General features: G+C 43.6%; 24 protein-coding genes. 12 read left to right on the top strand and 12 right to left on the bottom strand.

Annotated features, from left to right (window positions below; genetic code table 11):
- Positions 1–22: 22 nt before the first annotated feature.
- The 5 genes from QY309_05130 (at position 23) to QY309_05110 (ending at position 5,840) form a co-directional block, all read left to right on the top strand.
- Positions 23–403 carry a GxxExxY protein gene (locus QY309_05130; GenBank protein ID WKZ60865.1) on the top strand — a complete coding sequence of 127 codons (381 nt, stop codon included), beginning with the start codon at positions 23–25 and terminating at the stop codon, positions 401–403.
- A 96-nt stretch (positions 404–499) separates the two neighbouring features.
- A complete protein-coding gene (gene fdhF, locus QY309_05125; protein ID WKZ60864.1) occupies positions 500–3,286 on the top strand; it encodes a formate dehydrogenase subunit alpha in 2,787 nt (928 codons plus the stop codon).
- Between the two features lie 99 nt (positions 3,287–3,385).
- Positions 3,386–4,771 (top strand): serine hydrolase, encoded by a 1,386-nt coding sequence (locus QY309_05120; GenBank protein ID WKZ60863.1) that lies wholly within the window; start codon positions 3,386–3,388, stop codon positions 4,769–4,771.
- Between the two features lie 49 nt (positions 4,772–4,820).
- Positions 4,821–5,519, top strand: coding sequence for an SDR family oxidoreductase (locus QY309_05115; protein WKZ60862.1), 699 nt, complete (start codon positions 4,821–4,823; stop codon positions 5,517–5,519).
- A gap of 3 nt (positions 5,520–5,522) precedes the next feature.
- Positions 5,523–5,840, top strand: a complete 318-nt coding sequence (locus QY309_05110; protein ID WKZ60861.1) for a 2Fe-2S iron-sulfur cluster-binding protein — start codon at positions 5,523–5,525, stop codon at positions 5,838–5,840.
- Between the two features lie 26 nt (positions 5,841–5,866).
- Here QY309_05110 and fdhD read toward each other — a convergent pair whose 3' ends face one another.
- The 4 genes from fdhD to QY309_05090 form a co-directional block, all read right to left on the bottom strand.
- Positions 5,867–6,694, bottom strand: a complete 828-nt coding sequence (gene fdhD / locus QY309_05105) for a formate dehydrogenase accessory sulfurtransferase FdhD (GenBank protein ID WKZ60860.1) — start codon at positions 6,692–6,694, stop codon at positions 5,867–5,869.
- A 29-nt stretch (positions 6,695–6,723) separates the two neighbouring features.
- On the bottom strand, positions 6,724–7,200 hold the full coding sequence (locus QY309_05100) for a hypothetical protein (protein ID WKZ60859.1): 477 nt from the start codon (positions 7,198–7,200) through the stop codon (positions 6,724–6,726).
- Positions 7,197–7,397, bottom strand: coding sequence for a hypothetical protein (locus tag QY309_05095; GenBank protein ID WKZ60858.1), 201 nt, complete (start codon positions 7,395–7,397; stop codon positions 7,197–7,199). Before QY309_05095 ends, QY309_05100 begins: the two co-directional genes overlap by 4 nt.
- 61 nt (positions 7,398–7,458) lie before the next feature.
- Complete coding sequence (locus QY309_05090) at positions 7,459–9,135, bottom strand: formate--tetrahydrofolate ligase (protein ID WKZ60857.1); 1,677 nt, start codon at positions 9,133–9,135, stop codon at positions 7,459–7,461.
- 74 nt (positions 9,136–9,209) lie between these two features.
- Here QY309_05090 and QY309_05085 point away from each other — a divergent pair, with 74 nt between their 5' ends.
- The 3 genes from QY309_05085 to QY309_05075 all read left to right on the top strand — a co-directional run bounded on the left by QY309_05085 (position 9,210) and on the right by QY309_05075 (position 11,160).
- Positions 9,210–9,929 (top strand): methyltransferase, encoded by a 720-nt coding sequence (locus tag QY309_05085; GenBank protein ID WKZ60856.1) that lies wholly within the window; start codon positions 9,210–9,212, stop codon positions 9,927–9,929.
- 123 nt (positions 9,930–10,052) lie between these two features.
- Positions 10,053–10,634, top strand: coding sequence for a YceI family protein (locus tag QY309_05080; protein WKZ60855.1), 582 nt, complete (start codon positions 10,053–10,055; stop codon positions 10,632–10,634).
- Between the two features lie 85 nt (positions 10,635–10,719).
- Entirely contained in the window at positions 10,720–11,160 is a 441-nt protein-coding gene (locus QY309_05075) for a MarR family transcriptional regulator (GenBank protein ID WKZ60854.1), read from the top strand.
- 21 nt (positions 11,161–11,181) lie between these two features.
- Here the strand turns inward: QY309_05075 and QY309_05070 are convergent, their stop codons facing one another.
- From QY309_05070 to QY309_05060, 3 genes are all read right to left on the bottom strand, one after another.
- Positions 11,182–11,517 carry a HigA family addiction module antitoxin gene (locus QY309_05070; protein ID WKZ60853.1) on the bottom strand — a complete coding sequence of 112 codons (336 nt, stop codon included), beginning with the start codon at positions 11,515–11,517 and terminating at the stop codon, positions 11,182–11,184.
- A gap of 11 nt (positions 11,518–11,528) precedes the next feature.
- Entirely contained in the window at positions 11,529–11,810 is a 282-nt protein-coding gene (locus tag QY309_05065; protein ID WKZ60852.1) for a type II toxin-antitoxin system RelE/ParE family toxin, read from the bottom strand.
- Between the two features lie 111 nt (positions 11,811–11,921).
- A complete protein-coding gene (locus tag QY309_05060; GenBank protein ID WKZ60851.1) occupies positions 11,922–13,646 on the bottom strand; it encodes a M3 family oligoendopeptidase in 1,725 nt (574 codons plus the stop codon).
- A gap of 88 nt (positions 13,647–13,734) precedes the next feature.
- On the opposite strand from QY309_05060, the gene QY309_05055 reads away from it, so the two are divergent.
- Entirely contained in the window at positions 13,735–14,718 is a 984-nt protein-coding gene (locus QY309_05055; protein WKZ60850.1) for an SMP-30/gluconolactonase/LRE family protein, read from the top strand.
- A gap of 293 nt (positions 14,719–15,011) precedes the next feature.
- Positions 15,012–15,263, top strand: coding sequence for a hypothetical protein (locus QY309_05050; GenBank protein ID WKZ60849.1), 252 nt, complete (start codon positions 15,012–15,014; stop codon positions 15,261–15,263).
- Positions 15,264–15,300: 37 nt separating this feature from the next.
- Here QY309_05050 and QY309_05045 read toward each other — a convergent pair whose 3' ends face one another.
- From QY309_05045 to QY309_05035, 3 genes are all read right to left on the bottom strand, one after another.
- Entirely contained in the window at positions 15,301–17,187 is a 1,887-nt protein-coding gene (locus tag QY309_05045) for a M1 family metallopeptidase (GenBank protein WKZ60848.1), read from the bottom strand.
- 172 nt (positions 17,188–17,359) lie between these two features.
- Complete coding sequence (locus QY309_05040) at positions 17,360–18,481, bottom strand: ferredoxin--NADP reductase (GenBank protein ID WKZ60847.1); 1,122 nt, start codon at positions 18,479–18,481, stop codon at positions 17,360–17,362.
- Positions 18,482–18,550: 69 nt separating this feature from the next.
- Positions 18,551–20,815: a DUF5916 domain-containing protein gene (locus QY309_05035; GenBank protein WKZ60846.1), complete on the bottom strand. Its 2,265-nt coding sequence runs from the start codon at positions 20,813–20,815 to the stop codon at positions 18,551–18,553.
- Between the two features lie 191 nt (positions 20,816–21,006).
- Here QY309_05035 and purB point away from each other — a divergent pair, with 191 nt between their 5' ends.
- Entirely contained in the window at positions 21,007–22,347 is a 1,341-nt protein-coding gene (gene purB / locus QY309_05030; GenBank protein WKZ60845.1) for an adenylosuccinate lyase, read from the top strand.
- 252 nt (positions 22,348–22,599) lie between these two features.
- Positions 22,600–24,117, top strand: coding sequence for a hypothetical protein (locus QY309_05025; GenBank protein WKZ60844.1), 1,518 nt, complete (start codon positions 22,600–22,602; stop codon positions 24,115–24,117).
- Between the two features lie 120 nt (positions 24,118–24,237).
- On the opposite strand, the gene QY309_05020 is transcribed toward QY309_05025, so the two are convergent.
- Both QY309_05020 and QY309_05015 read right to left on the bottom strand, forming a co-directional pair.
- Entirely contained in the window at positions 24,238–25,044 is an 807-nt protein-coding gene (locus tag QY309_05020) for an SDR family oxidoreductase (protein WKZ60843.1), read from the bottom strand.
- A complete protein-coding gene (locus QY309_05015) occupies positions 25,037–26,404 on the bottom strand; it encodes a neutral/alkaline non-lysosomal ceramidase N-terminal domain-containing protein (protein WKZ60842.1) in 1,368 nt (455 codons plus the stop codon). The genes QY309_05020 and QY309_05015 overlap by 8 nt, the downstream gene beginning before the upstream one ends.
- Between the last annotated feature and the right edge of the window lie 18 nt (positions 26,405–26,422).

The following is a 26,422-nucleotide window of genomic DNA, read 5'->3' as shown; positions in this document are numbered from 1 at the left end:
TAGCTATAGTTATCAAGCAAGAATGACTGAAAACGAAATTGCTAATAAAGTTATTGGACTATCAATAGATGTTCATAGAGCGCTGGGGCCAGGATTGCTAGAAAGTGCATATAAAGAAAGTCTATACTACAAGATTCGAAAAGAGGGCTTATATATTGAAAAGGAAAAGGCGATGCCGCTCATCTTTGAGGAAGTAAAACTGGAGTGTGGATATAGAATTGATCTTGTTGTAGAAAATAAATTGGTAATTGAGACTAAAAGTGTTGATGCATTGAATGATATTCATTTAGCCCAAACTTTAACTTATCTTAAGCTAGGTAATTATAAGCTTGGACTACTGATCAACTTTAATGTTTTGTTATTGAAAGAAGGGATCAAACGTATAATCAATGGGCATTTATAAACGACTAAAGTCAGAAAGAAATCTACGCAAAAATCACCAGGTTCTTTGTGAACTTTGTGCAAATCTTCGTGCCCTCTGTGGTTAAAAAAGAATCTTATGGAAGCGGTGAAGACAACAGCAACAATCAATATTCACACCAACGGAAACGGTTCGGATAAAATTAAGGTGGCATACATCAATGATAAGCCTTATGAAATCAAGGAAGGTGAAACCGTATTGTCGCTGGTACGCAGAAGTTTAGGAAAAAACCGGGTGCCTACTCTTTGTGATGCACCTAACCTGGATCCCTTTGGCTCCTGCCGGGTATGCAGTGTGGAGGTTGCCTTGCAACAAAACGGCCCACTTAAAACAGTGGCCTCCTGCCATACGCCTGTTTCACCTAACACTTTTATTTATACCGATACAGAGAAGATCACCCGTCTCAGAAAAAATATCATCGAGCTCGTACTCACCGACCACCCCTTGGATTGCCTCACCTGTGAAGTGAACAACAACTGCGAACTGCAAACCGTAGCCGCCCAGGTGGGCGTTCGCGATGTGCGTTATCCGGAAGGCAAAACACATCTCGATCGCAAGAAAGATTTAAGTCACCCGTACATGACTTCTGATCTTTCAAAATGCATCAACTGTTTTCGGTGCGTGCGCGCCTGCGATGAAGTGCAAGGCGAAATGGTGTTGAGCATGGCCGGTCGCGGATTTGATAGTCGGATTATTAAAAGTTTTGATGATAATTTTCTGAATTCCGATTGCGTGAGTTGCGGTGCCTGCGCACAAGCCTGCCCTACATCAGCAATCTCCGATGTGTTTGAATCGAAAAGCATCAATGTTCAGAGAAAAGTACGAACCGTATGTACGTATTGTGGTGTGGGTTGCAATTTGGAAGTAGCAGTTAACGATGAGAAAATAAAATCCATTCAGGCGCCTTACGATGCTGAAGTAAACCAAGGGCACACGTGTTTAAAAGGAAGATTTGCTTTTTCCTTCTACAACCATCCCGACAGGTTGCGCACTCCGCTGATAAGAAAGAACGGTGAACTTCAACCGGCCACGTGGGACGAGGCATATGATTTCATTGCAGAAAAGCTTAACCATATTAAAAATACCTACGGCCCCGACTACATCGCAGGTATTTCATCGGCACGCTGCACCAATGAAGAAAATTACCTGATGCAAAAATTCATCCGTGTGGTGATCGGCACCAACAACATTGACTCCTGCGCGCGCGTGTGCCACTCACCCACGGCTTTAGGCATGCAACGCAGTTTTGGAACCGGTGCAGCCACAAATTCCATTGAAGATTTAAAGTATGCGGATTGTATTCTAATCATTGGTGCAAATCCAACAGACGGACATCCGGTAACGGGCGCCAAGTTCAAGCAGTTTGCGATGAAGGGCAAAACCACGATTGTTATAGATCCACGCAGAACAGAACTCGCCCGATACGCTACCTATCACTTACCGCTTCGACCCGGAACCAATGTGGCCATGCTCAATATGATGTTATACTACATCATTACCGAAGGATTGGAGCATAAGGAGTTCATAGAATCGCGAACAGAAGGATATGCAGATTTTAAAAAACAAATTCTGAATGTAGATATCAACGAACTTGAACGCATCACCGGTGTCGACAGAAATCTTGTTCGCGAAGCAACACTGGCCTATGCTAAATCAAAAGCAGCTATGGCATTTCACGGCTTAGGTGTTACCGAACATTCCTACGGAACATACGCCATCATGCTGATCACTGATCTTGCCATGATAACTGGAAACATTGGCCGAATAGGTGTTGGCGTAAATCCATTACGCGGTCAAAACAACGTACAAGGTGCAGCCGATATGGGCTGTCAGCCACACCAGGGTGCCGGATATTTCGATGTAACCCATCCGGAATACCACAAGATGTATGAGGATTTTTATGGCGTTAAACTTCCGAATCATATCGGCTATAAAATTCCACAGATGTATACCGCATCGCTGGATAACAAACTTAAAGCGCTTTGGTTGATGGGCGAAGATTTGGTACAAACCGATCCGAACACAAACAAGGTAGTGGCCGCGTTGAAGAAGTTGGATCTACTGGTAGTGCAAGAACTCTTTATGACCGAAACCGCCAAGCTCGCAACCGTTGTATTGCCAGGAGCCTCATTCCTCGAAAAGAGCGGAACGTTTACCAACGGTGAGCGAAGAATTCAGCGCGTGAACAAAGTGGTTGAGCCTATTGAAGGCACTAAATCTGATGGACAAATTGTGGTGGATATCATGAACAGGATGGGTTACGCGCAACCCGATTATGATCCGGATACTTTACTGAAAGAAATTTCACAAATCGTTCCGTTCTTCAAAGGCGTAAAGTGGAGTGAACTGGGCGAAAACGGAAAACAATGGCCGGTGAAAGAAGACGGAACGGATACAAAAATTCTGCATACGGAAACATTCAAACGCGGCAAAGGTAAGTTCCACTATTTCGATTTTCAGGAAAGCCAGGAAATCATCAACAACGGAAAAGAATATCCGTACATCATTACTACTAACCGCGAATTGGAACATTACAATGCGGGCACGATGACACGCAGAACCAAAAACGTTGAGCTTTTAACTGAAGACGTATTAATGATCAATCCGGCCGATGCCGCAAAACATTTTATCAAAGATGGCGATATGGTTTGCGTAGAATCTGCGCGGGGCAAAGTGGATTTAAAAGCCCGCATCACCGATGAAGTAAAGCCCGGCATCTTAAGTTCTACCTTCCACTTCCCTGAAATCGGGTTGAACGTAATTGGTTCCGATGAACACGATAGCGAAGCCATGTGCCCGGAATACAAAGTGATTGCCGTGAACATTCGTAAGAGCAAGGGAATCAAAAAAGCTGTAATGTTGTAAAACCAAAATCCAAAGACCATAGGTTAGTACACGAACGCAAAACTTAGTGAACTTTGTGTGCAGTTCTTTTGTGCGCTTTGTGGTTAAAAAATAAATATCATGCGAAAACTCATTCTTCGATCCATTGCCCTCATCATGCTGGCAGCCCTCAGCTACGGTATCTATTACGCCTGGATCGCCTTCCCCATCATAACCGGTTATGGTGCCAAAATTTTATGCTCCTGCACCATGCTGGTTGGTCGGGCTGAACAGGATGTAATTGACAACGAACTGGGATCAGGGCTACTCAAGCTCGGATCGTTTAAGGCTAACTATACCGATTCATCGGCAACCGCCAGTGTTTTTGGGCTAGCCAAACGCAAAGCGATTTATAGAAAAGGACTCGGTTGCACATTGGTTAACGGGGTGACCGAAGAAGAACTTCGTGCACAAAACTGGAAAATTGCCACTCCGGAAAATACACGTCAAGATACGCTTGCCTGGCCCATGGGCGACCGAACTTCCGATTCACTTGATTTGAGTGAATATAATATGGAGTTGCTTACAAAAACAGTAAACGAAGCTTTTGAAGAACCCGGTGAAGAAAAGAACAGACGAACCCGCGCAGTGCTTATTATACACCATGGCAAAATTATACTTGAAAAATATGCTAATGGGTTTGATCAAAAAACTCGGCTCATGGGCTGGTCGATGACGAAAAGCCTGACCAACGCCATGATGGGCATACTGGTACGCGATGAAAAACTTACCGTAAACCAACCCGCTCCGATTGAGGATTGGAAAAATGATGAACGATCAGCCATTACCATTCACAATTTGATGCAGGCATCTTCAGGTTTGGATTGGCAGGAGGATTACAGCGGCCCCAGCACGGCTACCAACATGTTGTTTAAAAAACGTGATGCCGGAAAATATGCCCTGTCTGTTCCATTAAAGCACAAGCCCGGTCAAGTATTTTATTATTCCAGTGGCACAACCAATATCCTTTCATGGATTATCCGGCAATCGGTTGGCGATGAAACCTATCATCGCTTTGCTTATGAAAATGTCTTTCATAAAATCGGGATGAATTCGTTGGTGATTGAACCTGATGCTGGCGGAACATTTGTTGGTTCATCTTTTTCGTATGCCACTGCCCGCGACTGGGCGAGGTTCGGCTTGTTGTATCTGAACGATGGCTATTGGACAACCGGAAGAATACTTCCGGAAGGATGGGTAGAGTACACCACCACACCAGCCAAGGGCGCAAAACATGGAGAATACGGAGCACAATTCTGGCTTAATGCCGGTAATCAGAATGATGTTGTCGATAGAACCTACCCGGATGTTCCCTCCGATATGTTTTATGCTAGTGGATATGAAAGTCAGAATGTATTTATCATTCCCTCACACGATCTGGTAGTTGTAAAACTTAGTTTGACAACCGGCAATGCCGTTGATGACAATCTATTCTTGAAAGAAATTATTCGCGCTTTACCCGATTAGTCTTTAACATTTGCGGCAGCAGACGGTTAAAAGGATCATAAACCTGAACATGTCTGCAAAGAAATCTTTTGTACTCATCGGTGGTAGTTACGGCATAGGTGCTTCGTTGGCTGATATTCTGTTGAAGCAAGGACACGATATAACCATTTTAAGCCGAACAAAACCTGAACAATCTGATATTCGATACATTTCGTTTGATGTCGCGAATGATTCTATCGACCTCACGCAACTTCCTGAAACCATTGATGGCGTGGCGTACCTGCCCGGTACCATTGCATTAAAACCTTTTCATCGGTTTACAGATACTGAGTTTTTAGCCGACCTACAACTAAATACTCTAGGCGCGGCACGAGTTGTTCGGGAGTTGTTACCCAGATTAAAAGCCGCAAACCACAGTTCAATTGTTTTTTTCAGCACCGTGGCTGTTCAGCAAGGCATGCCCTTTCATACGTCTGTGGCTATGGCCAAAGGTGCATTGGAGGGGTTGACTAGATCGCTCGCAGCTGAGATGGCTCCAAAAATTCGGGTAAATGCAATCGCTCCGTCTATCACGGATACACCGTTAGCTTCAAAAATCCTGTCGAGCGAGGAAAAGAAAAAAGCATCCGGGGATCGCCATCCACTTAAACGGGTAGGCGAATCAATTGATATTGCACAAGCTGCCGCCTGGTTACTCAATGATCAAAGTAGTTGGGTTAGCGGACAAATCATTCCAGTGGATGGTGGTATGTCAACATTGCGCGTTTAAGCTATGCCGACCATTACATTCAAAAATAAAACCATCTCCTGCAAACAAGGAGAAATTCTGCGTGATGCGTTGCACCGGCACAAACTCAATGTGCATAATGGTCATGCGCGAATACTCAATTGTCGTGGGTTTGGTTCGTGTGGAACCTGTGCGGTAAAAATTTTAGGCAAAGTCAACCCACACACCATGAAAGAACAAATAAGGCTAAGCTTTCCACCACATTGTCAGGATAATGGTTTACGTCTGGCTTGTCAGGTATCCGTAACGGAAGACCTGGTGATTACAAAATACCCTGGGTTTTGGTGCGAGCAGGTGAAATAAAAATCACCAATCAAAAAATCAATAAACTATACAATGCGGTGAGGATGTGTATAGATATTAAATTTTTCCTCACGCGCAAAACCAACTAATGTTATGCCACTGGTTTGCGCCAGGTTCACAGCCAGACTGGAAGGCGCACCCACGGCAACCAAAACAGGAATACCAGCCACTGCAGCTTTCTGAACCAACTCAAAACTCGCACGGCCACTCACCACCAGAATAAAATCAGATAATGGAATTGATTCTTTAAAAAGCATAGCGCCAATTACCTTATCCAATGCATTATGCCGACCAACATCTTCACGTAGCAACATCAATGCTCCTTGCTGATCAAATAATCCCGAAGCATGTAATCCGCCTGTGTGCTCAAAAACATGTTGTGCTTCACGAAGTTTATCAGGTAACGATTGAATAAGCTTGGCAGAAACTGACCAATTGGTTGTGACCGGAGCGCATTGAACGGTAACCGCTTCAATGGATGATTTGCCACAAACACCACAACTGGATGTGGTATAAAAATTTCGTTGAAGTTTCTGAAAATCGGGAGTCAGGCTTGAGTTCAACTCAACACGTACTACATTATTTTCCTCCTGCTTGCCCAGGTTTTCGCAGTAGCGGATATTCTCAATCTGCGAAAAAGAATGAACAATTCCTTCGGTAAAAAGAAATCCGGCCGCCAGTTCAAAATCATGACCAGGCGTACGCATGGTTACCGCCAAACTTCGTTGCTCCCGTTGATCGGTCGGCCCAAAACCCAACCGGATTTCCAACGGTTCTTCAACGGCTACCAAATCAGGCTTTGGAAAGCTACCCGAAACAGTCTTTTGAATAATATGTACAGAATCTACTGACAATAGAGCTCAATTTCTAGTACCCACAGAAGTTACTTCTTCATTTTTAAGATCCGCTTTAGCGCCAGAATGTCTTGTTGATCAACCAGACCTTTCTCTGAATCCCGGCCAATTTTCTCTTTGTTCGTTATTAAATCTCTGATGTCAATAACCTTTATTCTCAAATCATCAATTTTTCTGGTCACAGCATTTTCGAAAATATCCTCCAAAGAAATACCTTTTGAGAAATTTAAAATATCAACCGCATCTGGTTCCATGCCGAAAGAAAATACTTGTTCAACAAGAAAGTCTTCCGCGTGAATATTCTTACAATCTACGCCAAGGTTTTGAAATGCTCTTACTACCCGTTGGCCGTTCTCCTGTGTAGGTCGTACCAAGATATCCAAATCAGAAGTGGTCCTGCGAACACCATGGATAATCGATGCATGCCCTCCTATTAAAACAAAGTCCACACTGTTAGCAACAAATTTTCTCAGAACACGCTCATGCACCCGGCTAAAGAAACTCATACATATGCTGGTCTTTTCTTCACCTTAAGTCCTTTAAGCTTTGTTTGGTTATATAGCTTACCCCAAATTCTTTTTCGTAACTGTTCATGAATGCGCAGACGTTGTGCCGGTGTGAGTTTAAGAAAAGCCTCATCTTTCATTTTTTGCTCTTGTTCCGGGCTAACTTTAATGACCTTGAGCCTTCTTGATTTAGCCATAATTTAACTTTCGTTATGTCTAACAAATTTAACTCTATCAAGTGACAAATCACATCACAGTCTACGACAATCCACTAATCCTTCCATCATTATCAATATCCATCCCCAAGGCAGCGGGAACATTCGGTAAGCCCGGCATGCGCAGAATATCTCCCGTAATCGGGATTACAAAACCCGCTCCGGCAGCTACTTCAATTTCACGCACGGTAATGATGAAGTCTTTTGGACGACCAAGTTTTTTGGCATCATCGGAAAAACTATTTTGTGTTTTGGCAATGCAAACCGGAACACCATTCAAACCGATCCGCTCAATCTTCTTTAAATTCTGTTTTGCCTTGGGCAAAAACTCCACATCTTTTGCTCCGTAAATTTTTACAGCAACCGTTCTGATCTTTTCTTCCATGGATGACTTCCAGTCATACACCGGCCAATATTTTCCATGAAAGTTATCGGCAGCTTCCGCTACTTTTTTGGCCAGATCAACCATACCTGCTCCACCTTTTTCCCAACCTTCCGAAAGAGCAATGTCGACACCCAGTGATTCACATTTCTGAATAACCCACTGAAGTTCTTCATCCGAATCGGTGACAAACTTATTCAACGACACCACGGCAGGCACGCCAAATATTTTTGTGTTCTCAATGTGCTTTTCAAGATTGGCAAATCCTATTTCAAGTGCTTTTACGTTTGGCTTGGTCAAGTCCTCACGGGAAACACCACCATGATATTTCAACGCGCGAATGGTTGCCACCAACACAATGGCATGCGGAGAGTAATCGCCATACCCACAAACAATATCAATAAATTTCTCAGCACCCAGATCGGAACCAAAACCGGCTTCCGTAATCACATAATCCGACAAACTCATGCCCATGCGCGTGGCGATAATCGAATTTGCGCCTTGAGCAATGTTGCCAAACGGTCCCCCATGAATAATGGCAGGATTTCCTTCCAGTGTTTGCACCAGGTTTGGCTTAATGGCATCTTTCAATAACAACGCCACCGCACCTTGCGCATTTAAGTCGCGGGCGAAGACTGCTTTTTGTGCATACGTATCACCGATATAAATATTCCCGATTTTTTCTTTCAGGTCATTCATGTCTTTCGCCAGACAAAGAATCGCCATGATTTCTGAAGCAGCGGTGATGTTGAATCCTGTTTCACGTATCATCCCACCATTCTTTCCTCCTAAACCGGTAATCATGTTGCGCAACGCACGATCATTCATGTCCATCACGCGTTTCCATTCCGCGGTGCGCGGATCAATACCCAATCCACCTCCGGGTTTTTGAATATCATTATCAATTAAAGCTGCCAACAGGTTATTGGCTTTTTCAACCGCAGCAAAGTCACCGGTAAAATGCAGGTTAATATCTTCCATCGGCACAACTTGTGAATATCCCCCACCGGCTGCACCGCCCTTCATACCAAACACCGGACCTAATGATGGCTCGCGCAAAACTACCGTAGTCTTCTTCCCGATTTTATTCATGCCCTCACACAAGCCGATTGATGTGGTGGTTTTACCTTCACCAGCCGGGGTGGGTGTCATGGCTGTGACCAATATCAGTTTGCTCTTTTTTAGTTTGGCATCATCACTCAACTTCAGCGGAAGCTTGGCTTTGTATTTACCATATAACTCAAGATCGTCATCCTTAATATTAAGTTTGGCAGCAATTTGTTGGATAGGTTTCAGGGTTGCCGCTTGTGCAATTTCAAGATCGGTTTTGTACGCCATAGGAATTGAATTAACCGTTCGAAAGTTAAAACTATTTACTTTGTAACCTAAATGACGATTGTCAGTTCCGCAAAATGAAGCGCGTAAAACCCGATCAGTTTCACTTTAAAAAATTCTCCGTTACCCATAAGCGGAGCAGCATGAAGGTGGGCACCGATGGTGTTTTGCTGGGTGCATGGGTTGACGTAACCAACGCTCAAACAATCCTAGATATTGGAACGGGCACTGGCGTGATCGCCTTGATGCTTGCACAGCGAACACCTTCATACGTACAGGTTGATGCTGTTGAACTTAACCCTGATGCTTGTGTTGACGCTCAGGAAAACTTTTCTCAAGCTCCGTGGAATGATCGTCTGCATCTTTATACGCAGGCTATTCAGACTTTCTCTCCAGAAAAAACATACGATCTCATTGTTTCCAATCCTCCCTACTTCATCAACAGCTACAAACCAACCGATTTACACCGCACCACCGCACGACATACCGAACAACTCAGCTTTGAAGAATTGCTATCGGCTGTGCTACGCTTATTAAATGCAAGCGGTCGGTTTGCCGTGGTGCTTCCTGTAACGGAGGGCAAGGCTTTTGAAAAGCTGGCGCTGGACAGGGCCTTACACTGCATTCGAAAATGGAGTTTCCGCACCCGAAACAACAAACCGGTTGAGCGTCTATTAATGGAATTTTCACGAGAAAGCCGGCCATGCGAAACCGGAGAAATTCTGTTGTACGAATCGGGAGAAATTTGGTCTGATGAGTACCAAAACCTGATGAAAGACTTCTACCTGAAAGCCTAGTTCAAAATAAATTAACTGATTATCAGTACGTTACAAAATAAAAAATAGATGTTTAAACATTTATTTTTCAGATTGTGTTAAGCTTACATGTTCAAAAACTGATTAAACAACCAAAAACTCGTTATGAAAAAGATTTCTGTTTTAATGTTGGGGCTGCTTATTAGCGGCAGCATGTTGGCTCAAAGTACCTGGACGATCGATAAGGTACACTCTAAAATCGGTTTCAGCGTATCACACATGGTGGTATCTGAAACAGAAGGTTCTTTTAAAGATTACACCGGATCAGTAGTTTCCAAAACTGATGATTTCAGCGGTGCTGAAGTTTCCTTCACAGCAAAGGTTGCTTCTATCGATACTGAAAATGAAAGACGCGATGGTCACCTGAAATCTGCTGATTTTTTTGATGCTGAAAAATTCCCTGAAATCAGTTTCAAAGGAAACCTGGTAAAGGAGGGTAACAAATACAAGTTGAAGGGTGATTTCACCATGAAAGGTGTTACCAAGAAAGTTGAATTTGATGTTACCTATGGTGGTAAAATCGATACCGGCCGTGGCGAAAAAGCCGGCTTTAAAGTATTAGGTTCAATCAACCGTCAGGACTATGGCGTAAACTGGGCCAACAAACTGGCCAGTGGTGAAATGGTAGTAGGTGACGAAGTAAGTTTGAATATTAAGATTGAATTGGACAAGCAGCCAAATAGCTAATCCATTTCATGAAAGGCTGTTTCAATTTAAGTTTGTCGAATGAACAGGCAAACGTTTTTGAAGCAGCCTTTTTCTTTTCTCCACAATGAAGATTGAAGACGAAATAAAGCAGCAAAAATTTATTAATCCGCATCAAAAGGCGGTAATCAATTTATTGTTTACCTCTAACTGGCTGGTAAACCAACAGCAGCACTACTTCAAGTCTTTTGGTATTACGGGGCAGCAATTTAATGTACTGCGTATTTTAAAGGGGCAACATCCCAACAGCATTTCGGCTAAAGAAATCAAATCGAGAATGCTGGATAAAAATTCTGACATGTCACGCATGCTTGACAGGCTCAGTGCGAAAAATCTGATTGTAAAGAAATCATGCCCGAAAGATAAGCGCGCCAGCGATGTAAACATCACGGAAGCTGGCCTTGAATTACTCAAAAAAATGCAACAGCAGGAAGTCGATCGCTTCCTCAATTTATCCGATAAAGAAGCGGAACAGCTGAGTAACTTGCTAGATAAAAGTCGGGGCTGATATAGCCTTAATACTCTACCTTCATTGAGTTTTAACTTTTCTCAAAGCGGTTTTCCTTCGTGGAATTAATAATTTAATATCCCTCGTAAGATTTCTTTTCGATCGAGAGGCAGACCATAGATCAAAACTGCTTTGAAGGTTCAACCAATACTGCGGGGTAGTGTCAAACGCAAGCGATAGCTTCAAGGCCATTTCAGGAGAAATGCCGGCCCTACCATTGACGATAGCCGAGAGATTAGGCCTTGCAATATGCAAATGCTCTGCAGCCTTAGTAACAGACAGCCCTAATGGTTCCAGATATAGGTCCTGCAAAATTTCACCGGGATGAGGAGGAGAATGTTGCAAACTAAAATTCATAATCATTTCTTTTAGTGCGTGTCTATAAAGTCCAAATCATACACATCACCATTTTCAAACCTAAAGACCAATCGGTAATTCCCAGTTACATCAAGAGACCAAAAGCCCCTCAAGGGCGGTTGCTTAAGCTGATGCAACCGTGCACCCGGAAGATCAAAATCCCGAACCGTAGTAGCACTATTCAAAACTGCTAACATTTGTTTAAGTTTCTTTACTCGTTCCTGAGGCAATCTCTTAGAATTACCTTTTTCAAAGAGCTCCTTGAGCCCTTTATGTATAAAGTTCTTCACCATGAAATACGTGGTTTTCTTTAAAGAGTTTAAAAAATGGTGAAAAGGTGTCATAAATGTAATGTGTAACATTACACTATACAAATAAAATCACAGAAAAATTACTAGAAAGCCCTACTTCAATTCATTCAGCTCTTTCTTTACAAACGCCATCAGTTCACTGATGTACGCACGACTGAAATCAAATCGTATATTCGCTGCTGCATATACTTCCGGGATGGATTTCATATAACCCAACTTCAAGGCGTTGAGGTAGCCCTGTAATCCTTGCTGCTTATCCTGTTTGTAATTTCGCCAGATGGCAACAGCCCCTAATTGCGCCATACCATATTCAATGTAATAGAAGGGCACTTCGTATAAATGAAGTTGCTTCTGCCACAGGTAATCCTTTGCCTCCTCCTGCCCTTTCCAATCGGTAACGATATCACTGAATTGATTTACGATGGCATTCCAGTTCTCCCTACGCTCCTCCAACGAATGATTCGGATGCTCATAAATCCAATGTTGGAATTTATCAATGGTGGCTACCCACGGCAACGTTTCCAGAATATCCTCCAGATGTTCGCGCTTGGCACGCTTGAGGTCATCTTCATTCGTGAAGAAAATATCCCAGGCATCCATCGAAATCAATTCCATCGACATGGAAGCCAGTTCAGCCACTTCCGAAGGTGTTGATTTAAAATCATTGAGCGTAAGATCACGCGTTAAGAAATTATGCACCGCATGCCCACCTTCATGCATAATGGTAACCATGTCGCGCAAGGTTGATGTGGCATTCATAAAAATAAACGGCACGCCAATTTCTGCCAGCGGATAGTTATAACCACCCGGAGCTTTCCCTTTGCGTGATTCCAGATCAAGATGCCCCATGGCGTTCATGATGCTCAAACATTGACCGAGATACGGATCAATTCTGCGAAAGCATTCAATTGTTTTATCTGTCAGGTCTTTGCCATTTTCAAACGCTTTAAGCGGATCTTTCCCTTCCGGATCAACGGCCTTGTCCCACGGCTTTAGCGGATCAACACTCAGCAATTTTTTACGCTCAACAACGAGTGCATTCTGAATGGGTACAACTTCCGCAGCCACCGACTCATGAAAATCGAAACAATCTTGTGGGGTATAATCAAAACGGCCCATCGCTGTAAACATATAATCGCGGAAGTTTTTAAAACCAGCATTCACAGCCACCCGATGCCGAAGATCAATCAACTTCGTGAACAATTCATCCAGCACTTGCTTATCCTGCAATCTTCGGCTGGAAATTTTATGATATACCCGCTCGCGTTCCTCCCGGTTAACCGACATGAGTTTTACCGATGCCTGTTGAAGTGTCAGCTCTTTTCCATCCAGTTCCACCATCATGGCGCCTGCAATGGTGTTGTACTTTTGCTGCTCCAGACTGATTTCAGTAAACAACGGAATATTTTCTTCCCTGAAAATTTCAATATCCTTCTTCAGGTTCCGGATCATGATATCATAGCCGGTTTCATTGGCCAGCACATCAAGGAATTCACTGGATGTAGCTTTGCGGTTTAACTGATCGGATACCGGGGCCATTTTAGGTTGGATGTTTTCAACAAAATCCTGATAGGCTTTGCTATAGGTTTCGTTTTCGGTAAAGCGGGTCATGTTGATGTAGCGCCAGGCAAAATCTTCACTGATTACACTTTCCAGTTCGCTGCGATCACGCAACCAGTCTTTCAGGCCATCAATGGAAGTAATTTCCCTTTCCAGAAGCCTATCGAAATAAGGCTTCAATTGATCCCACCCGGTAACGGTAAACGTTTCCGGTAAAAATTTTCGGATTGGGCGTTCTAACTTCTCTGCTGCTACCATGTGTAAATAGTTTTAATCCGCTTATATTGAATCACGCAAAAATAAACCGATTTGCCATACTGATCTTTCCACCTGTAAAATTATTACCATGCGATTTTCCATACCCATACTTTTTGCTGTTTTGCTACAGGCCTGTTCCACTGCTGATGAAAATAAGATCGGTTCCATTGAACGACTGGATGCTGAATTGGACAACATTCTTGACCAAAACACCCCCATTGAGATTTTGGCTGATGGTTTTACCTGGAGTGAAGGCCCGGTTTGGGTTGAGGAGCACAACATGTTGCTGTTTTCGGATGTACCGAAAAACACAATTTACAAATGGACAAACGAGAACAAAGTTGAGGTTTACCTCGCTCCCTCCGGGTTTACAGGAACAGAAACGCTTAGCAGAGAACCGGGTTCAAACGGCTTGCTACTTGATAAAAAGGGAAACCTTGTTCTTTGCCAGCATGGTGACAGGCGCTTGGCGTACATGGATGCACCGTTAGACAACCCCCAATCAAATTTTATAACCTTAGCCGATCGTTACGATGGAAAACGGTTTAATAGCCCGAATGATGCAGCTTACTACAATGATGAACTTTACTTTACCGATCCGCCCTATGGTTTGCCAAGGCAAGATGGTGATCCTACGAAAGAAATTCCGTTTCAGGGTGTGTATAAAGTAAGTAAAGATGGCGCTGTAACCCTGTTGATTGATTCACTTACAAGGCCAAACGGCATTGCCTTTACACCAACAGGCGAAATGATTGTTGCCAACTCTGACGGACAAAAAGCAAGGTGGTATACATATACAATAAACGACAGTACAGTTTTAAGTGGAAAAATACTGTATGATGCAACCGACCTGGTACCCACAGAAAAAGGTCTACCCGATGGATTAAAAATTGATAGCAAGGGAAATATTTTCGCAACCGGGCCGGGCGGAGTATTTATTTTTAATTCCGCGGGCAAGCTTATTGGTAAAATAAAACTGACAAACGCTTCTGCTAACTGCACTTTGTCTGATGATGAGAAATTTCTTTATGTTACAAATCACATGTATTTATTTAAAATAGCATTAAAATAATTTACCATGTGGCGTGGATTCATCTTTAACTTAGGATTACTATTTTTTTGTGCTTGCACAACGTATCCATTAAAAAAAGTGGATTGGAATGATCAAGGGTTTGTGCAGACCAGTTATAACGATTCAAGTTGGAACAAAAATATGATTGTGGTATTAGAACACTATAATGAGCCGTTCAAGATCAAAGAGGGTGCAATATTCATAAACAGAAAACTCTATATTAACAAAGAACTACTTTACAATTATTCTACAAAAGCCAAAGATTCAGTTTGGTTAAAGCAAAACACGCTAAGATGAAATTCCTCATTGACATTATCGGCTGGACTGGATCAATTATGGTAATTGCTGCCTACGGCTTAAACAGCTACCAGAAAATAAAATCCGATTCATTAGGATTTCTTTTATTAAACCTGGTTGGAGGGATTTTTTTGATTGTTTACACGGTTTACTATTCTGCATACGCCAACACGTTCATCAATGTAGTCTGGGTAATCATCGCCATTCCTGCTATCATTAAACTTATTGGCAAAAAAGAAAGGCAGTGAAAATCACTGCCTTTCCAAATTAATTTGTTTTTCAGATTTACTTTGGTGCCGACCAAACATTGTTCTGTCCATTGGCATCGCCATTGGTAGGGATAACCAATGAAACGGATTTAATCTTCTTCTTACCCGCATTAACCTTGTGCGCATAGGTAGCTGCATTTTTCCACACAGATGGATTAACCTCTTCCGTAACTTTTGAGTCATCTGTAAACGTAATGTCCATACTAAAGGCTATGGGTCTGCCGCCTAAATTTTGCAACGTTACCACATTGTCTTTCACTCCGGCAATGCCCATATCCATATAACCCCAATCGAAATACCACTTATTCCAGAACCAGTTCAGGTTTTGACCCGACACACGATTAAAGGTGAACATGAAATCATAAGGCGTTGGATGTTTAAACTTCCACTCATTCATATACGTATGCAAGCATTTCGTGAAGACATCTTTACCCAACAGTTTGTATAAACTGTAATACGAGTATGAACCCACCGTATACGAATTTAGTCCGCTTCCTTCATGAACATGGCTGGGCACCATGATGGGCAGAACACTTTGTGAACCCAGGTATGGTTGATCCCAATTTCCTGCAGGAAACAGCGGCTCAATAAAATATTCTGAAAAGGAAGCAAAGCCTTCATCCATCCAAGCATACTTCTTTTCGTTTATTCCCATCATAAACGGAAAATACATATGACACATTTCGTGTAACGTCAGGCCAAGTTGTGCATCCACATCGCTTACTTTTTTACCCGTCCATTGTTCAATCATGGCACCCGACATTTCCTGGTCGTTGGCCATGCCCGGAAACTCCATACCTCCTCCTTGCAAACCATTGAAGATGGTGAAGTAATGGTATGGAAATTCGTAAACCGGAAATTCTGTATGGAAAACTTTCAGCGACTCTTCCATAGCTTTTAACACCGCACCAAACTCCTTATGATTGGCCGGATAGGCAACCTGAATGAAGTAATCTCCCATTTTGTCTTTGTAAGAGCGTGCATCCCAAACAAAGTGGTCGCTTAAGGCAAAAGAAAAATCAGGAAAATTTTTGGCAGTGTATTTCCAGGTAATATTTTTTGAGGAAGATTTTTTGAAATCAGATTCACCGATAATATTCACCGGCTCAATGCTGGCTTTTGCTTTGGCCAGTCTTTCACGAACAGTTTGTGAATACACTTCGCTTTCATTGTTTGGCGCCACTGATGCCCATACCGTAAAATTATCCGGAGCAGTTATCTCTACTTCATAATCAGAATAATCGTGGTAAAACTCGGTTGCCGCATCATACACCACACGATCCCACAGATCAATATCATCCAACACGGCCATTTCCGGATACCAGTAGGCAATGAACATGGAGGTGCTGTCGATGGCGCCACTGCGCTCAAAACCTTCACCGGGTACTTTGTACTTCCAGTTAATTTCAAATTGCATAGCCGACTTTGGTGCCAACGGTTTGCTGAGACGAACGGTATAATTGGTACCGTTATGCCGAACCACTTCACGATTTTTAATGTCTACCACTTCTCCGTTCACCGCCAGCTTCTCAATCACCACACCTTCATGGTTGGCATCAGCCGGGCTACCGGAAGCAAAGAAACCTGCCTTCTTGGAGCCGGGTTTGTAATAATCGTGATAGGTGTGAAACGTTGGGTTGCGAATGGTGTCAGGCGAGTTGTTGAAATACGTGATGATAGCCTGACCGTACAACATTCTCGTCTTCGGGTCAATGGTGGCTTTGATTTTGTAATCGGAACGGTTTTGCCAGTAGGTTGGTGAAACCGAACCGTCTGCTTTACGGGTACCGGCCTCATATGCATTTTGAAATTCAATAGGCATATACAGACCGTATTTGTTGTTTTGTGCTGTTGCTACAAAGCTGACAGCCACGAAAGAAAAGAGTAATATTCTCAAACGCATGAAATAAAGGGTTTAGTTAACTATGATGTACTACGGTTTTTTTAACCGATTGGTTTAAACTATTTCAAAAAGATTGTGAATGAAAAAGGAAGCAAGCAACTTGCATTTATATCAACCTCAATAATTTCACGCAAAGGCGCGAAGTACGCAAAGAAATCGCAAAGTTTTTAAATTACCCAATCTCAATCACCACATCATCCGTAAGCGGATGCCCCACACACGTCAACACATACCCTTCATCGCGTTCCGATTGCGACAGCCCTTCTTCTTCATCCAGTTTTACTTTGCCACTCAGCGCTTTTCCGCGGCAAGCGGTACACAACCCACTTTGGCACGAGAACGGAAGATCAATGCCTTGATCCAAAGCAGTTTCTAAAATGGTACGGTTGGGTTCTACCATAACCTTATACTCATTACCATCGTAACGAATGGTTACTTCGCGTGCTTTCTTCTCTTCTACAGCAGGTGCTGCTTCCTGTTTCTTTTCTTTGTCAATTGTTCCTTGAACAAAACTCTCTTTAAAGATTTTTTCCTTTGGTATGTTATGTTGTGCCAACAGCGTATCCACATTCTTCATCATGCCTTCAGGTCCGCACATGAGGTATGTGGTTTTATCGATGCCCCAATCAGGGATGCGTTCAAATAATTTCTTCAGCATCTCCGGATTCAACAATCCGGACAGACCTTGCCAGTTCATCGGTGCATTGTCGAGCACATGAATCACGTGTAACCGACCCTGGTAGTTCGTCTCCCACTTCGCCAGTTCATCCTTGAAAATAATGCTATCGATGTCGCGGTTGCAGTAAATCAACGATACGATGCTTTCCGGTTCCTGCGTAAGCAGGCTTTTTATAATTGACATCATGGGCGTAATACCTGATCCGCCCGCAAACATGATGAGGTGGCGCTTGCGCGTTTTATCAAATTCAGTGGTGAACTGCCCCATGGGCTCCATGATCTTCAGCACATCACCCGCTTTCAGGTTATCCGGCAGCCAGTTCGACATCAGCCCGTTATCCACCCGCTTTACGGTTACCGCCAAATCTTCATCTACAAAAGGCGATGAACATAAGGAATATGCCCTGCGCACCTCTTTGCCCTGAATGGGTATAATAAGCGTTAAAAACTGACCGGATTTATAAGTGATTTTAGGTTGAGACTGCTGAAACACAATGGTGATGGCATCCTTCGTTTCCCGGATAATCTCCTTCACCTTTAATTCATGATACCGTGACCCACTGTTTGTAGCAGGGGTTTCCTTCTTCTCACTCTTTTTAAAAAAACCAAAAGCCATTTTTTATTGATTTTGAGTCCTGCCTACCAACAAGGCAGGCGCAAAAATAAGGATAAACTACCGGCCGTACTAAAGATTAAACCAATAGGTTAACTTAAACACCAACGCCCGGTTTTTACTGGCTAAATGTTGGGGCAGGTAGTTCTCCGTGTATACAACAAAAAAATCGGAGGCTGGTTTATACCGCCACTGAAAACGGGCGTTCAAATTGATATTATCCGCCAGGTTGTTGTATTGGATAAAGGTAGTGAGGAAGATTTTATCGGTAAACGTAAGGTCAATGCGCGGCCCGATCAGAAATAATTTTTCCTTTCCGTAATTATCGGGCAGATCAATGGCGTTGTAATCGTAGCGGATGGCCACGCTGCCAATAGGTTGATACCGGTAGTTCAGTGAACCATTTACATTAAGTAAGTTACCGTTATAGAATCCGCCATAATTAATACCGGTGGAAAAGTTAAAAATCTTGCGCTGGTCTGAACGGTACCCAATACCAACGCCCGCCCACGTATAGTCTTCTCCTTCCAGAAAGGATGTATACTTCTCCCCGTCAATCGGATTAAACGTATTGGTGAGTTTCTGGTACGTGAGAAAATAACTGAATTCAAGTTCGGATGTATTTCGGAAATTAAAACCATACCCCAACGACAAACTTTTATCGGTAACACTGCCTCCCGGGATGCGCGAGATTTCAGCATTCAAACTTGGACCCATGCGCACAATGTGTTTGCTGTCCGGATAGAAAATACCCTCAATATTCGTAAAGGAATTTTGAAAGCCGGGGTAAACACCGCGAGTAGGTACAAAGCCAGCCTCAGCATTATAGTTTTCCTGAATAAATGCTTCCCCGTACATCGCCTGAAAATTTCTGCTCCTGTAATTGATAAAACCAAAACCTGATTGATTCTTTCCCTCCAGGTGTGGATCGAATGAAGCGCTGTAATAAAAACTTCCATACCACCGGTTGTCGGAACTGAGCAGTTCAAGGTCGGTGGTAAGCACACGGTTATAATCGTTCAGCACCCACGTGGTGTCATTATTGTTAACTTTTGGCTGCCATAATTCCTCATTGAAATATTTGAGACTATCAAATCGCGAAACACCAAGCGATTGTTTCTCCACATACGTAACCGATATATTCGATTGCTTCCAGAAATTTCGTTGAACCGTGGCCACGGTATACAACTGATTCGGTAGGCCGAGTTCTTCCTTTTCCTGCGTAAGCATATTGAGTGCGCTCACGCGCCACTCCTTATTAATTGAACCACTAAGCCTTGCGCCATACAAAATCGGGACCTGCTGGATGTTATTGGAAGTATCACGCGTTAGCCCAACCCTTCTGCTAAAGAACGGACGTGCACTTGGGTAGCCAGCCTGATCGAACAAATCGCTGTTCTCCAAAAAAAATTGCCTCCGCTCCGGAAACCGAAATTCAAAACGCGTCAGGTTAATCACTTGCTGATCGACTTCTACCTGGGAGAAATCAGGATTAACCGTAAGGTCAAGGTTAAGTGAAGGCGTTACACCAATCTTGGCATCAAAGCCTGCATTCAAATCGCTTGTTCGCTTACGCGGAGAAACCTGCCGGTCGACTGATGAAAGTCCGGCTACATACGGAATGATGGAAATGTTTGTGGTGGCTGCCGGTGAAGGATCTTCCCACACCAATTGTCCCGAATACCCAAACGAACCGGAATCAAACTGAATCGGTACAGCAACCCAGGTGCTGGATAAATTTCTTTTTCTATCCCACCGGATGAAGTTGATGTTCCACTCCCTCAAATTGCTTTTAAAGCGAAAACTTTTAAAGGGTATGGCGATCTCCGCAATCCACCGATCTTCATATTTCTCTACGTGGCTATACCACTTGTTGTCCCATGTGGCACTGAAATTATCACCACTTGCACCACCCCCTGAAACGGTTCCTTCCATCTGCACACCACGTGGCGTGATGACAAAAAAGAATCCATTGATGCGATCGTTATACGGTCCAAGGGTGAAGCCAACATTATCGTTATTGTCATAGTCGAAATCACGTCTCAAAGATTGAACGATGTCGGGTGTTTGATCATCGTAACACACAAACGATAGGTAAAAGTTATGGTCATCAAACATAAGGCGTGCTTCCGTTTGAAAAGGCGCAAAGGCTGTATCCACTGGAAAGTTGAGGTAAAAATCCTTAGCCACAGCTGCTCGCTGCCAGTCGGGCTCATCAAGCTTTCCATCCAGTGTTATTAAACCCTGCGCTTTCCGAATGGGCAACTCCGTACCTGGTTTGTTTTGGGCAGTGGCGGCAACTACGAAACACGTAAAGAGGATGGTCAGGAGTCTCATGCGGGCGCGAAGGTAAAGAATAATGATAGTTCAACGGAAGGCCGCTGGTGGAGTTTTGTTCGTTGCTTTCGCCCTTCGAGAACCTCAGGGCTCAGGCGGGGTACAGGTTCAGGGATATGAGGTACGAAACCGGTAACACGTAACCCGAAACGCCCGCGATTTTTACTATTTTTACACCTTAACTACTACACGTGCAGCTCAATACCCTTACCGCTATTTCGCCCATTGATGGCCGCTACTTCTCAACCGCCTCATCGCTGGCTCCATTCTTTTCTGAATTTGGCTTGATGCGCTACCGCGTACAGGTGGAGATCGAATATTTTATTGCGCTTACCTATGCCCTGCCCGAACTGGCAACTTTCCCGAAAGAAAAGGAAGATCAACTGCGCGAACTGTACCGCAACTTTAGCGAAGCCGATGCCACCGCCATCAAAACCATAGAAAAAACTACGAACCACGATGTAAAAGCCGTGGAGTATTTCATCAAACAGAAATTTGAAGCACAGAAGCTTGATGCCTATAAAGAATTTATTCACTTCGGACTCACCTCGCAGGACATCAACAACACCGCCATTCCGCTTTCACTTAAAGACTTTATGGGGCAAGAGTTTTTACCGATGCTTCAACTGGTGGTGAGTGAACTCACTGCGCTTTCCGTATCCTGGAAAGACATCCCCATGCTGGCGCGCACACACGGGCAGCCGGCATCCCCTACCCGCCTGGGAAAAGAACTTTACGTTTTTGTAGAACGAGTAAACAAACAACTCGAACTGCTCAACACCATTCCGCACTCGGCCAAGTTTGGTGGCGCTACCGGCAACTTCAACGCACACCATGTTGCCTACCCCGACATTAACTGGGGGCATTTTGGAAATACGTTTGTGAGCAAGCATCTGGGTTTAGTACGCAGTGAACCCACCACACAAATTGAACATTACGACAACCTGGCGGCCTTGTTCGATAACCTGAAACGCATCAACACGATCTGGATTGATTTCAGTCGTGATGTGTGGCAGTACATTTCCATGAACTACTTCAAACAAAAAATAAAAGCCGGTGAAGTGGGCAGCTCGGCCATGCCGCACAAGGTAAACCCCATCGACTTTGAAAATGCGGAAGGAAACCTGGGGTATGCCAACGCCATTTTTGGGCACCTTTCAGCCAAGCTACCCGTGTCACGCCTGCAACGCGACCTCACCGACAGTACCGTGCTGCGCAACATTGGCGTACCGTTAGCACACACCGTTGTGGCATTGCAATCGCTGCGCAAGGGTATTGGCAAACTGGAGTTAAACCAGGAAGCAATCAATACTGATCTCGAAAACAACTGGATGGTGGTTGCTGAAGCCATTCAAACCATTTTACGCAAAGAAGGCTACCCCAACCCGTACGAAGCCCTGAAAGAACTTACCCGCAAAAACGAGAAAGTGGGCAAAAAAGAGTTTGAAGATTTTATCGACAAGCTGGATATAAAACCAGAGTTGAAAAAACGGCTGAAGGAGATTACGCCTTTTGGGTATACGGGAGTTTAATTAAGTTAGACTCCATTCTTTGCAGTATCTCTCAAAGAGCTTGCCTGCTGCAAGCAGAGACGTTGCAAATAAGGCGCAGAGTCCCTTGCAGGAGAATCTGTGGAAAAGAAAAGGTAAACCGGAACAAAAAAAACGGTTAAAGGAGATTACACCTTTTGGGTATACGGAGATTTAATTAAATTGACTACATTCTTCGCGATCTCTTTCATAAAAAAGACGTTTCGGACAAGACTCTAAGCTACCAAAATAGAAATGCAATTAAAATTATCATTCATTAACGACCCTCTCGTTCTTCCAAAAAGGTATGAATTACTCGAAAGAAAGGCTTCTGAAATAGGGGCTGAGCTAACGAAAATAGTGAAGAAAATTGAAAGCGCTAATCTCCAAATTCAAAATCTTCTCGGAAAGATACACGTTGGTGGCGTTGGACAATTTCAGCTCTTTTTTGGGGAATCAGGTTCAGGTAAAACAACTTTCTTAAGGACTCTACCGAATTTTTTCAAAGACATCCGAATTCATTCATTTGACGCTAATGCCACATATCAATCAATTATTGATCAGATAAAAAATGATAGTCACATTACTGAAAAGAGAATTTATGTGATCGATGATCGAGACAATCCAAAGGTGACAAAAGAAGAACTTCAGACATTTTTTGAAGATTTGAGAATACTATTTCGAAAACAAGAAGGATCTGTATTAATAATATGGCCAATTACAGACAAAGTAGCATGTAAATTAATTGCTGATACAGCATGGGAAGTTGGAAAAGAAAGCATAAGTCCTATTGAAGGGCCAATTTATACTTTTACAGGACTCCCGAAGAAAGATTACTTTGAAGTTGCGGACTACACTGTAAGAAGTTTAAATAATGGTGAAACAATTGAATCATTCGGTATTACAAAAGCTGCAACCGATAGTTTACTCAGTGGATGTAGCACTATTGGTTCCTTTTATTCTCAAATTGAAAAGCTTGCGTATGAAGTGAACGAAAGCAAATGGAAAATACTTGAAGAGAAAGTTAAACCTAAAATTTGGATAGTTCTTACAGGTGACTCTACCACCGAACTAGACCGAACAGTGCGGTATCTCACGCAAGGTATTGAAGGGAAGGTTGATATTGAAAGAGTGTGTGCATTCTTAGACGATCCTGATAATACAAGTGCTTATCTTAATGATTGGAGAAAAAGAAGATCCGAAGCAGGCTTTCTTTTTAGATTTCTGGATGTCCGACTTTTTCACTTGTCACCAAATTTTGTATTATCTGCAATTCGCGTATTTGGCTCTGACATGGCTAAAGAAGCTCTTAACAAAAAAAATGAATCAAAAAATATTTGTGTTGACTTGGTGAAAAGGTCCAGCTTATATAATGCTTTAACAGATCAAACAGATTCGTCAAAACGCAGCGAGAGAGCCACAAAAACTGGTACTCAATATGAGTATATAAGAGTTCAACAAAAAGCTAAGTCACAGGACAAAGAATTAAACAAGGCTATTTCGAAAGCAATTGAAAATGTTCTTTTAGATGATGGGTATAAAGATTTTAATATTAAATCTGAAAAGCAGGCCCTAGCTGGCACAAATTTAAAGCCCGATGTAATTGTCGAACTTAATTCTAAACAGGTAGTTTGCATTGAATTAACCTGGAGAACTACTGGAATAAAAATTGAAGGTGAAACTGAAACAAAACAAAACACCTTATCTCCTGGTCATATTCAGAAATATATACTCGATAAGATTATGGAGTATATAAAAGAACTAGATATTTAAAGTAATTATAAACTAGTCATATTCTTGAGTTGTCCTTTACCAATAAAGCCTAGTAAACTCAAAACCTTGTTGTAAAAGAACTCCTACAAGGGCTAGCGTCACACACAGAGATGTTGATCATTACGAACCCCTCAACTCCTCCATCCTTTTCAACCCCTTCCTCATCAACCTGCCACGCACCACATCCGCCAGCCAGGGCCAGGCACCGGCTAATCGCGCCAATAAACCGCGACTTGCAGGAATGGTTACTTCACGCTTTTTGGTTTTCATCACATCTACTATCTCCGCCACCACGCGCTCAGGCGTGAGCACCTTTTTGTTGCCGGAAAATACGAGGGCGGTTTCTTCGCGGTATTGAAGTTCCAGGTCGTACATGGGTGTTTTCACCAAATCGGGGCACACCACGCTTATGGTTACCCCAAATGGCGCGTACTCGTGTGCGGCCGCCAATGAAAACCCGCGCACCGCAAACTTGGAGGCACTGTACAACGCAATGCCCGGCACAGGTGCAATGCCGGCTAAGGAAGCAATATTAATGATATGTCCGTGACCTTGTTTTTTCATTTGCACGCCAACCGTGTGCGTACCGTACAGCGTACCTTTTGTATTGATGTCGATGTGCCGGTCTATGTCGCTTACCGGAACATTATAAATAAAACCGGGTTGCACGATGCCTGCAAAGTTTACGAGGTAATCAATGACACCAAATTTTTCCACCACGTGGTCGGTCATGTTTTTCCAACCAGCGGCATCGCGCACATCCAACGCATAAAACACCAACTGATCAGAAGCTGGTAAAGCCGCCTGAATCTTGTCAAGTTGAATATCCACCAAACACAACCGGTATTGTTGTACATGCAAGGCGTGCGCAAAAGCAAACCCGATGCCGCTGTTCGCTCCGGTGATGATGGCAACGGGTTTAGTCATAATGTTGGCTTTTTCCGGCCCGATCGATCATTGCTTCTATACACGTGGTTACATAAGCGCCTGTTCCGTACCCATACCAGTTCATCAGCCGGGTTTCGTAGTGGTTGGTTTCAAAATATTTGTCGGGCGTAACATACCCGATGTACCCGCCATTGAAGCTGGTGACCATGGGCATTAAATCATACGCAGCGCCTTGTTGATCAAGTTGTGTGTGAAACTCTCCGGAGTAGTCGCAGGGCGTGCCTAGCATCAGCACATCGCCCAATTGCAACGCGGTAAGAAAGACAGGGTATTCGCCAAAAGCCGAACGAAACACCCATGAACGCAACCGTAAATTACCCGTAAGCTTGGGTTGCGGATCGTTCAGCACCAACCCTACCCGATAAAAATTCAGCGCGTTCTGTTCAACCGGTTTCAGGGTTGATGCAAATGAGGTTACTGCTTGTGTCAGTTCTGTGGCCATCCAGCCGATGCAATCATCGCCACCTTTGGGCACCTTACACGCGTGACTGCCCACTGCGCCCGCCAGAAACATGGCAAAAGAATAACCGCTGGCTTCCACACTGTCGACAAGCGCTCCGGGATAATCGCGCGAAATGCGCAAATCACGTGACGATAGACAAGTAGCATGTGCCGCGTAGCTCAGCAAAATTTGTTTGGTGCTATCTGCAAATTCAAATTCAACGATGCGCAGCAACGAATCCACCGGTCCTTCCTTGATTAACCGGTTTCGTATCGCATGCGGAACAGGAATAACACCCGTGCGAATTGAAGACTGTTTTTGCCTGCGTGATGCCTTTTGAATACAGGCTTTAATCTGATCGGCAATAAAGCGAACTACCTGTTCATTGTAATCGCCATACAAAAAAGAAGCTGCGCCCTCACCCCAGTTGCCGATGCTGTTGTGGCTGTGTGTTGCCCCGAGGTATGTATTCTCCAAAGAGAAACCGATGGCCGGTAATTCCTTTTCCAGGATGGAGGTGACCATAGGCGGAATAATCAGCAAGTCGGCACTCACGATGGCCACCCTTCGCGCACCATTGTCAATCACCATCGCCCTGACAAAAACAGAGTCACGGATTTCGGTGTATAGTTTTCCCCTTCGCTTGCCGTAACCTGCTGTGGCAACCTGGAAAGACGGCACCAGGCTTTCCTTGGCTGAGCCAACATTAAACTGTTCAGCACGTCCTACCTCAGCTGGTAGCAATGCATCTATGCGTTGTTGCATCTCCTCCAGCATCGCGGTTCGATCAATCGAGCGATTAACCGGAGCTATCGTGATCAACGCCAGCAGGAGCAAAAACGCCAGCAGAAAAAGAAATGCCTTGCCAACACCACGAAAAATTTTTTGAATCTTCATGTGGCGTTAAGTTAAGGA

The organism is Cyclobacteriaceae bacterium, assembly GCA_030584025.1.
Classification (GTDB): Bacteria; Bacteroidota; Bacteroidia; order Cytophagales; family Cyclobacteriaceae; genus UBA2336.
Note: the sequence above shows the minus strand (reverse complement) of the source record. Positions and strands in the feature narration are given on the sequence as shown.

Bases quoted from the DNA above. Each gene is read 5' to 3' on its own strand.
- QY309_05130 (WKZ60865.1), top strand. From the start codon at position 23: ATGACTGAAAACGAAATTGCTAATAAAGTTATTGGACTATCAATAGAT.
- fdhF (WKZ60864.1), top strand. From the start codon at position 500: ATGGAAGCGGTGAAGACAACAGCAACAATCAATATTCACACCAACGGA.
- QY309_05120 (WKZ60863.1), top strand. From the start codon at position 3,386: ATGCGAAAACTCATTCTTCGATCCATTGCCCTCATCATGCTGGCAGCC.
- QY309_05115 (WKZ60862.1), top strand. From the start codon at position 4,821: ATGTCTGCAAAGAAATCTTTTGTACTCATCGGTGGTAGTTACGGCATA.
- QY309_05110 (WKZ60861.1), top strand. From the start codon at position 5,523: ATGCCGACCATTACATTCAAAAATAAAACCATCTCCTGCAAACAAGGA.
- QY309_05100 (WKZ60859.1), bottom strand. From the start codon at position 7,200: ATGAGTTTCTTTAGCCGGGTGCATGAGCGTGTTCTGAGAAAATTTGTT.
- QY309_05095 (WKZ60858.1), bottom strand. From the start codon at position 7,397: ATGGCTAAATCAAGAAGGCTCAAGGTCATTAAAGTTAGCCCGGAACAA.
- QY309_05090 (WKZ60857.1), bottom strand. From the start codon at position 9,135: ATGGCGTACAAAACCGATCTTGAAATTGCACAAGCGGCAACCCTGAAA.
- QY309_05085 (WKZ60856.1), top strand. From the start codon at position 9,210: ATGAAGCGCGTAAAACCCGATCAGTTTCACTTTAAAAAATTCTCCGTT.
- QY309_05080 (WKZ60855.1), top strand. From the start codon at position 10,053: ATGAAAAAGATTTCTGTTTTAATGTTGGGGCTGCTTATTAGCGGCAGC.
- QY309_05075 (WKZ60854.1), top strand. From the start codon at position 10,720: ATGAAGATTGAAGACGAAATAAAGCAGCAAAAATTTATTAATCCGCAT.
- QY309_05070 (WKZ60853.1), bottom strand. From the start codon at position 11,517: ATGAATTTTAGTTTGCAACATTCTCCTCCTCATCCCGGTGAAATTTTG.
- QY309_05065 (WKZ60852.1), bottom strand. From the start codon at position 11,810: ATGGTGAAGAACTTTATACATAAAGGGCTCAAGGAGCTCTTTGAAAAA.
- QY309_05060 (WKZ60851.1), bottom strand. From the start codon at position 13,646: ATGGTAGCAGCAGAGAAGTTAGAACGCCCAATCCGAAAATTTTTACCG.
- QY309_05055 (WKZ60850.1), top strand. From the start codon at position 13,735: ATGCGATTTTCCATACCCATACTTTTTGCTGTTTTGCTACAGGCCTGT.
- QY309_05050 (WKZ60849.1), top strand. From the start codon at position 15,012: ATGAAATTCCTCATTGACATTATCGGCTGGACTGGATCAATTATGGTA.
- QY309_05045 (WKZ60848.1), bottom strand. From the start codon at position 17,187: ATGCGTTTGAGAATATTACTCTTTTCTTTCGTGGCTGTCAGCTTTGTA.
- QY309_05040 (WKZ60847.1), bottom strand. From the start codon at position 18,481: ATGGCTTTTGGTTTTTTTAAAAAGAGTGAGAAGAAGGAAACCCCTGCT.
- QY309_05035 (WKZ60846.1), bottom strand. From the start codon at position 20,815: ATGAGACTCCTGACCATCCTCTTTACGTGTTTCGTAGTTGCCGCCACT.
- QY309_05025 (WKZ60844.1), top strand. From the start codon at position 22,600: ATGCAATTAAAATTATCATTCATTAACGACCCTCTCGTTCTTCCAAAA.
- QY309_05020 (WKZ60843.1), bottom strand. From the start codon at position 25,044: ATGACTAAACCCGTTGCCATCATCACCGGAGCGAACAGCGGCATCGGG.
- QY309_05015 (WKZ60842.1), bottom strand. From the start codon at position 26,404: ATGAAGATTCAAAAAATTTTTCGTGGTGTTGGCAAGGCATTTCTTTTT.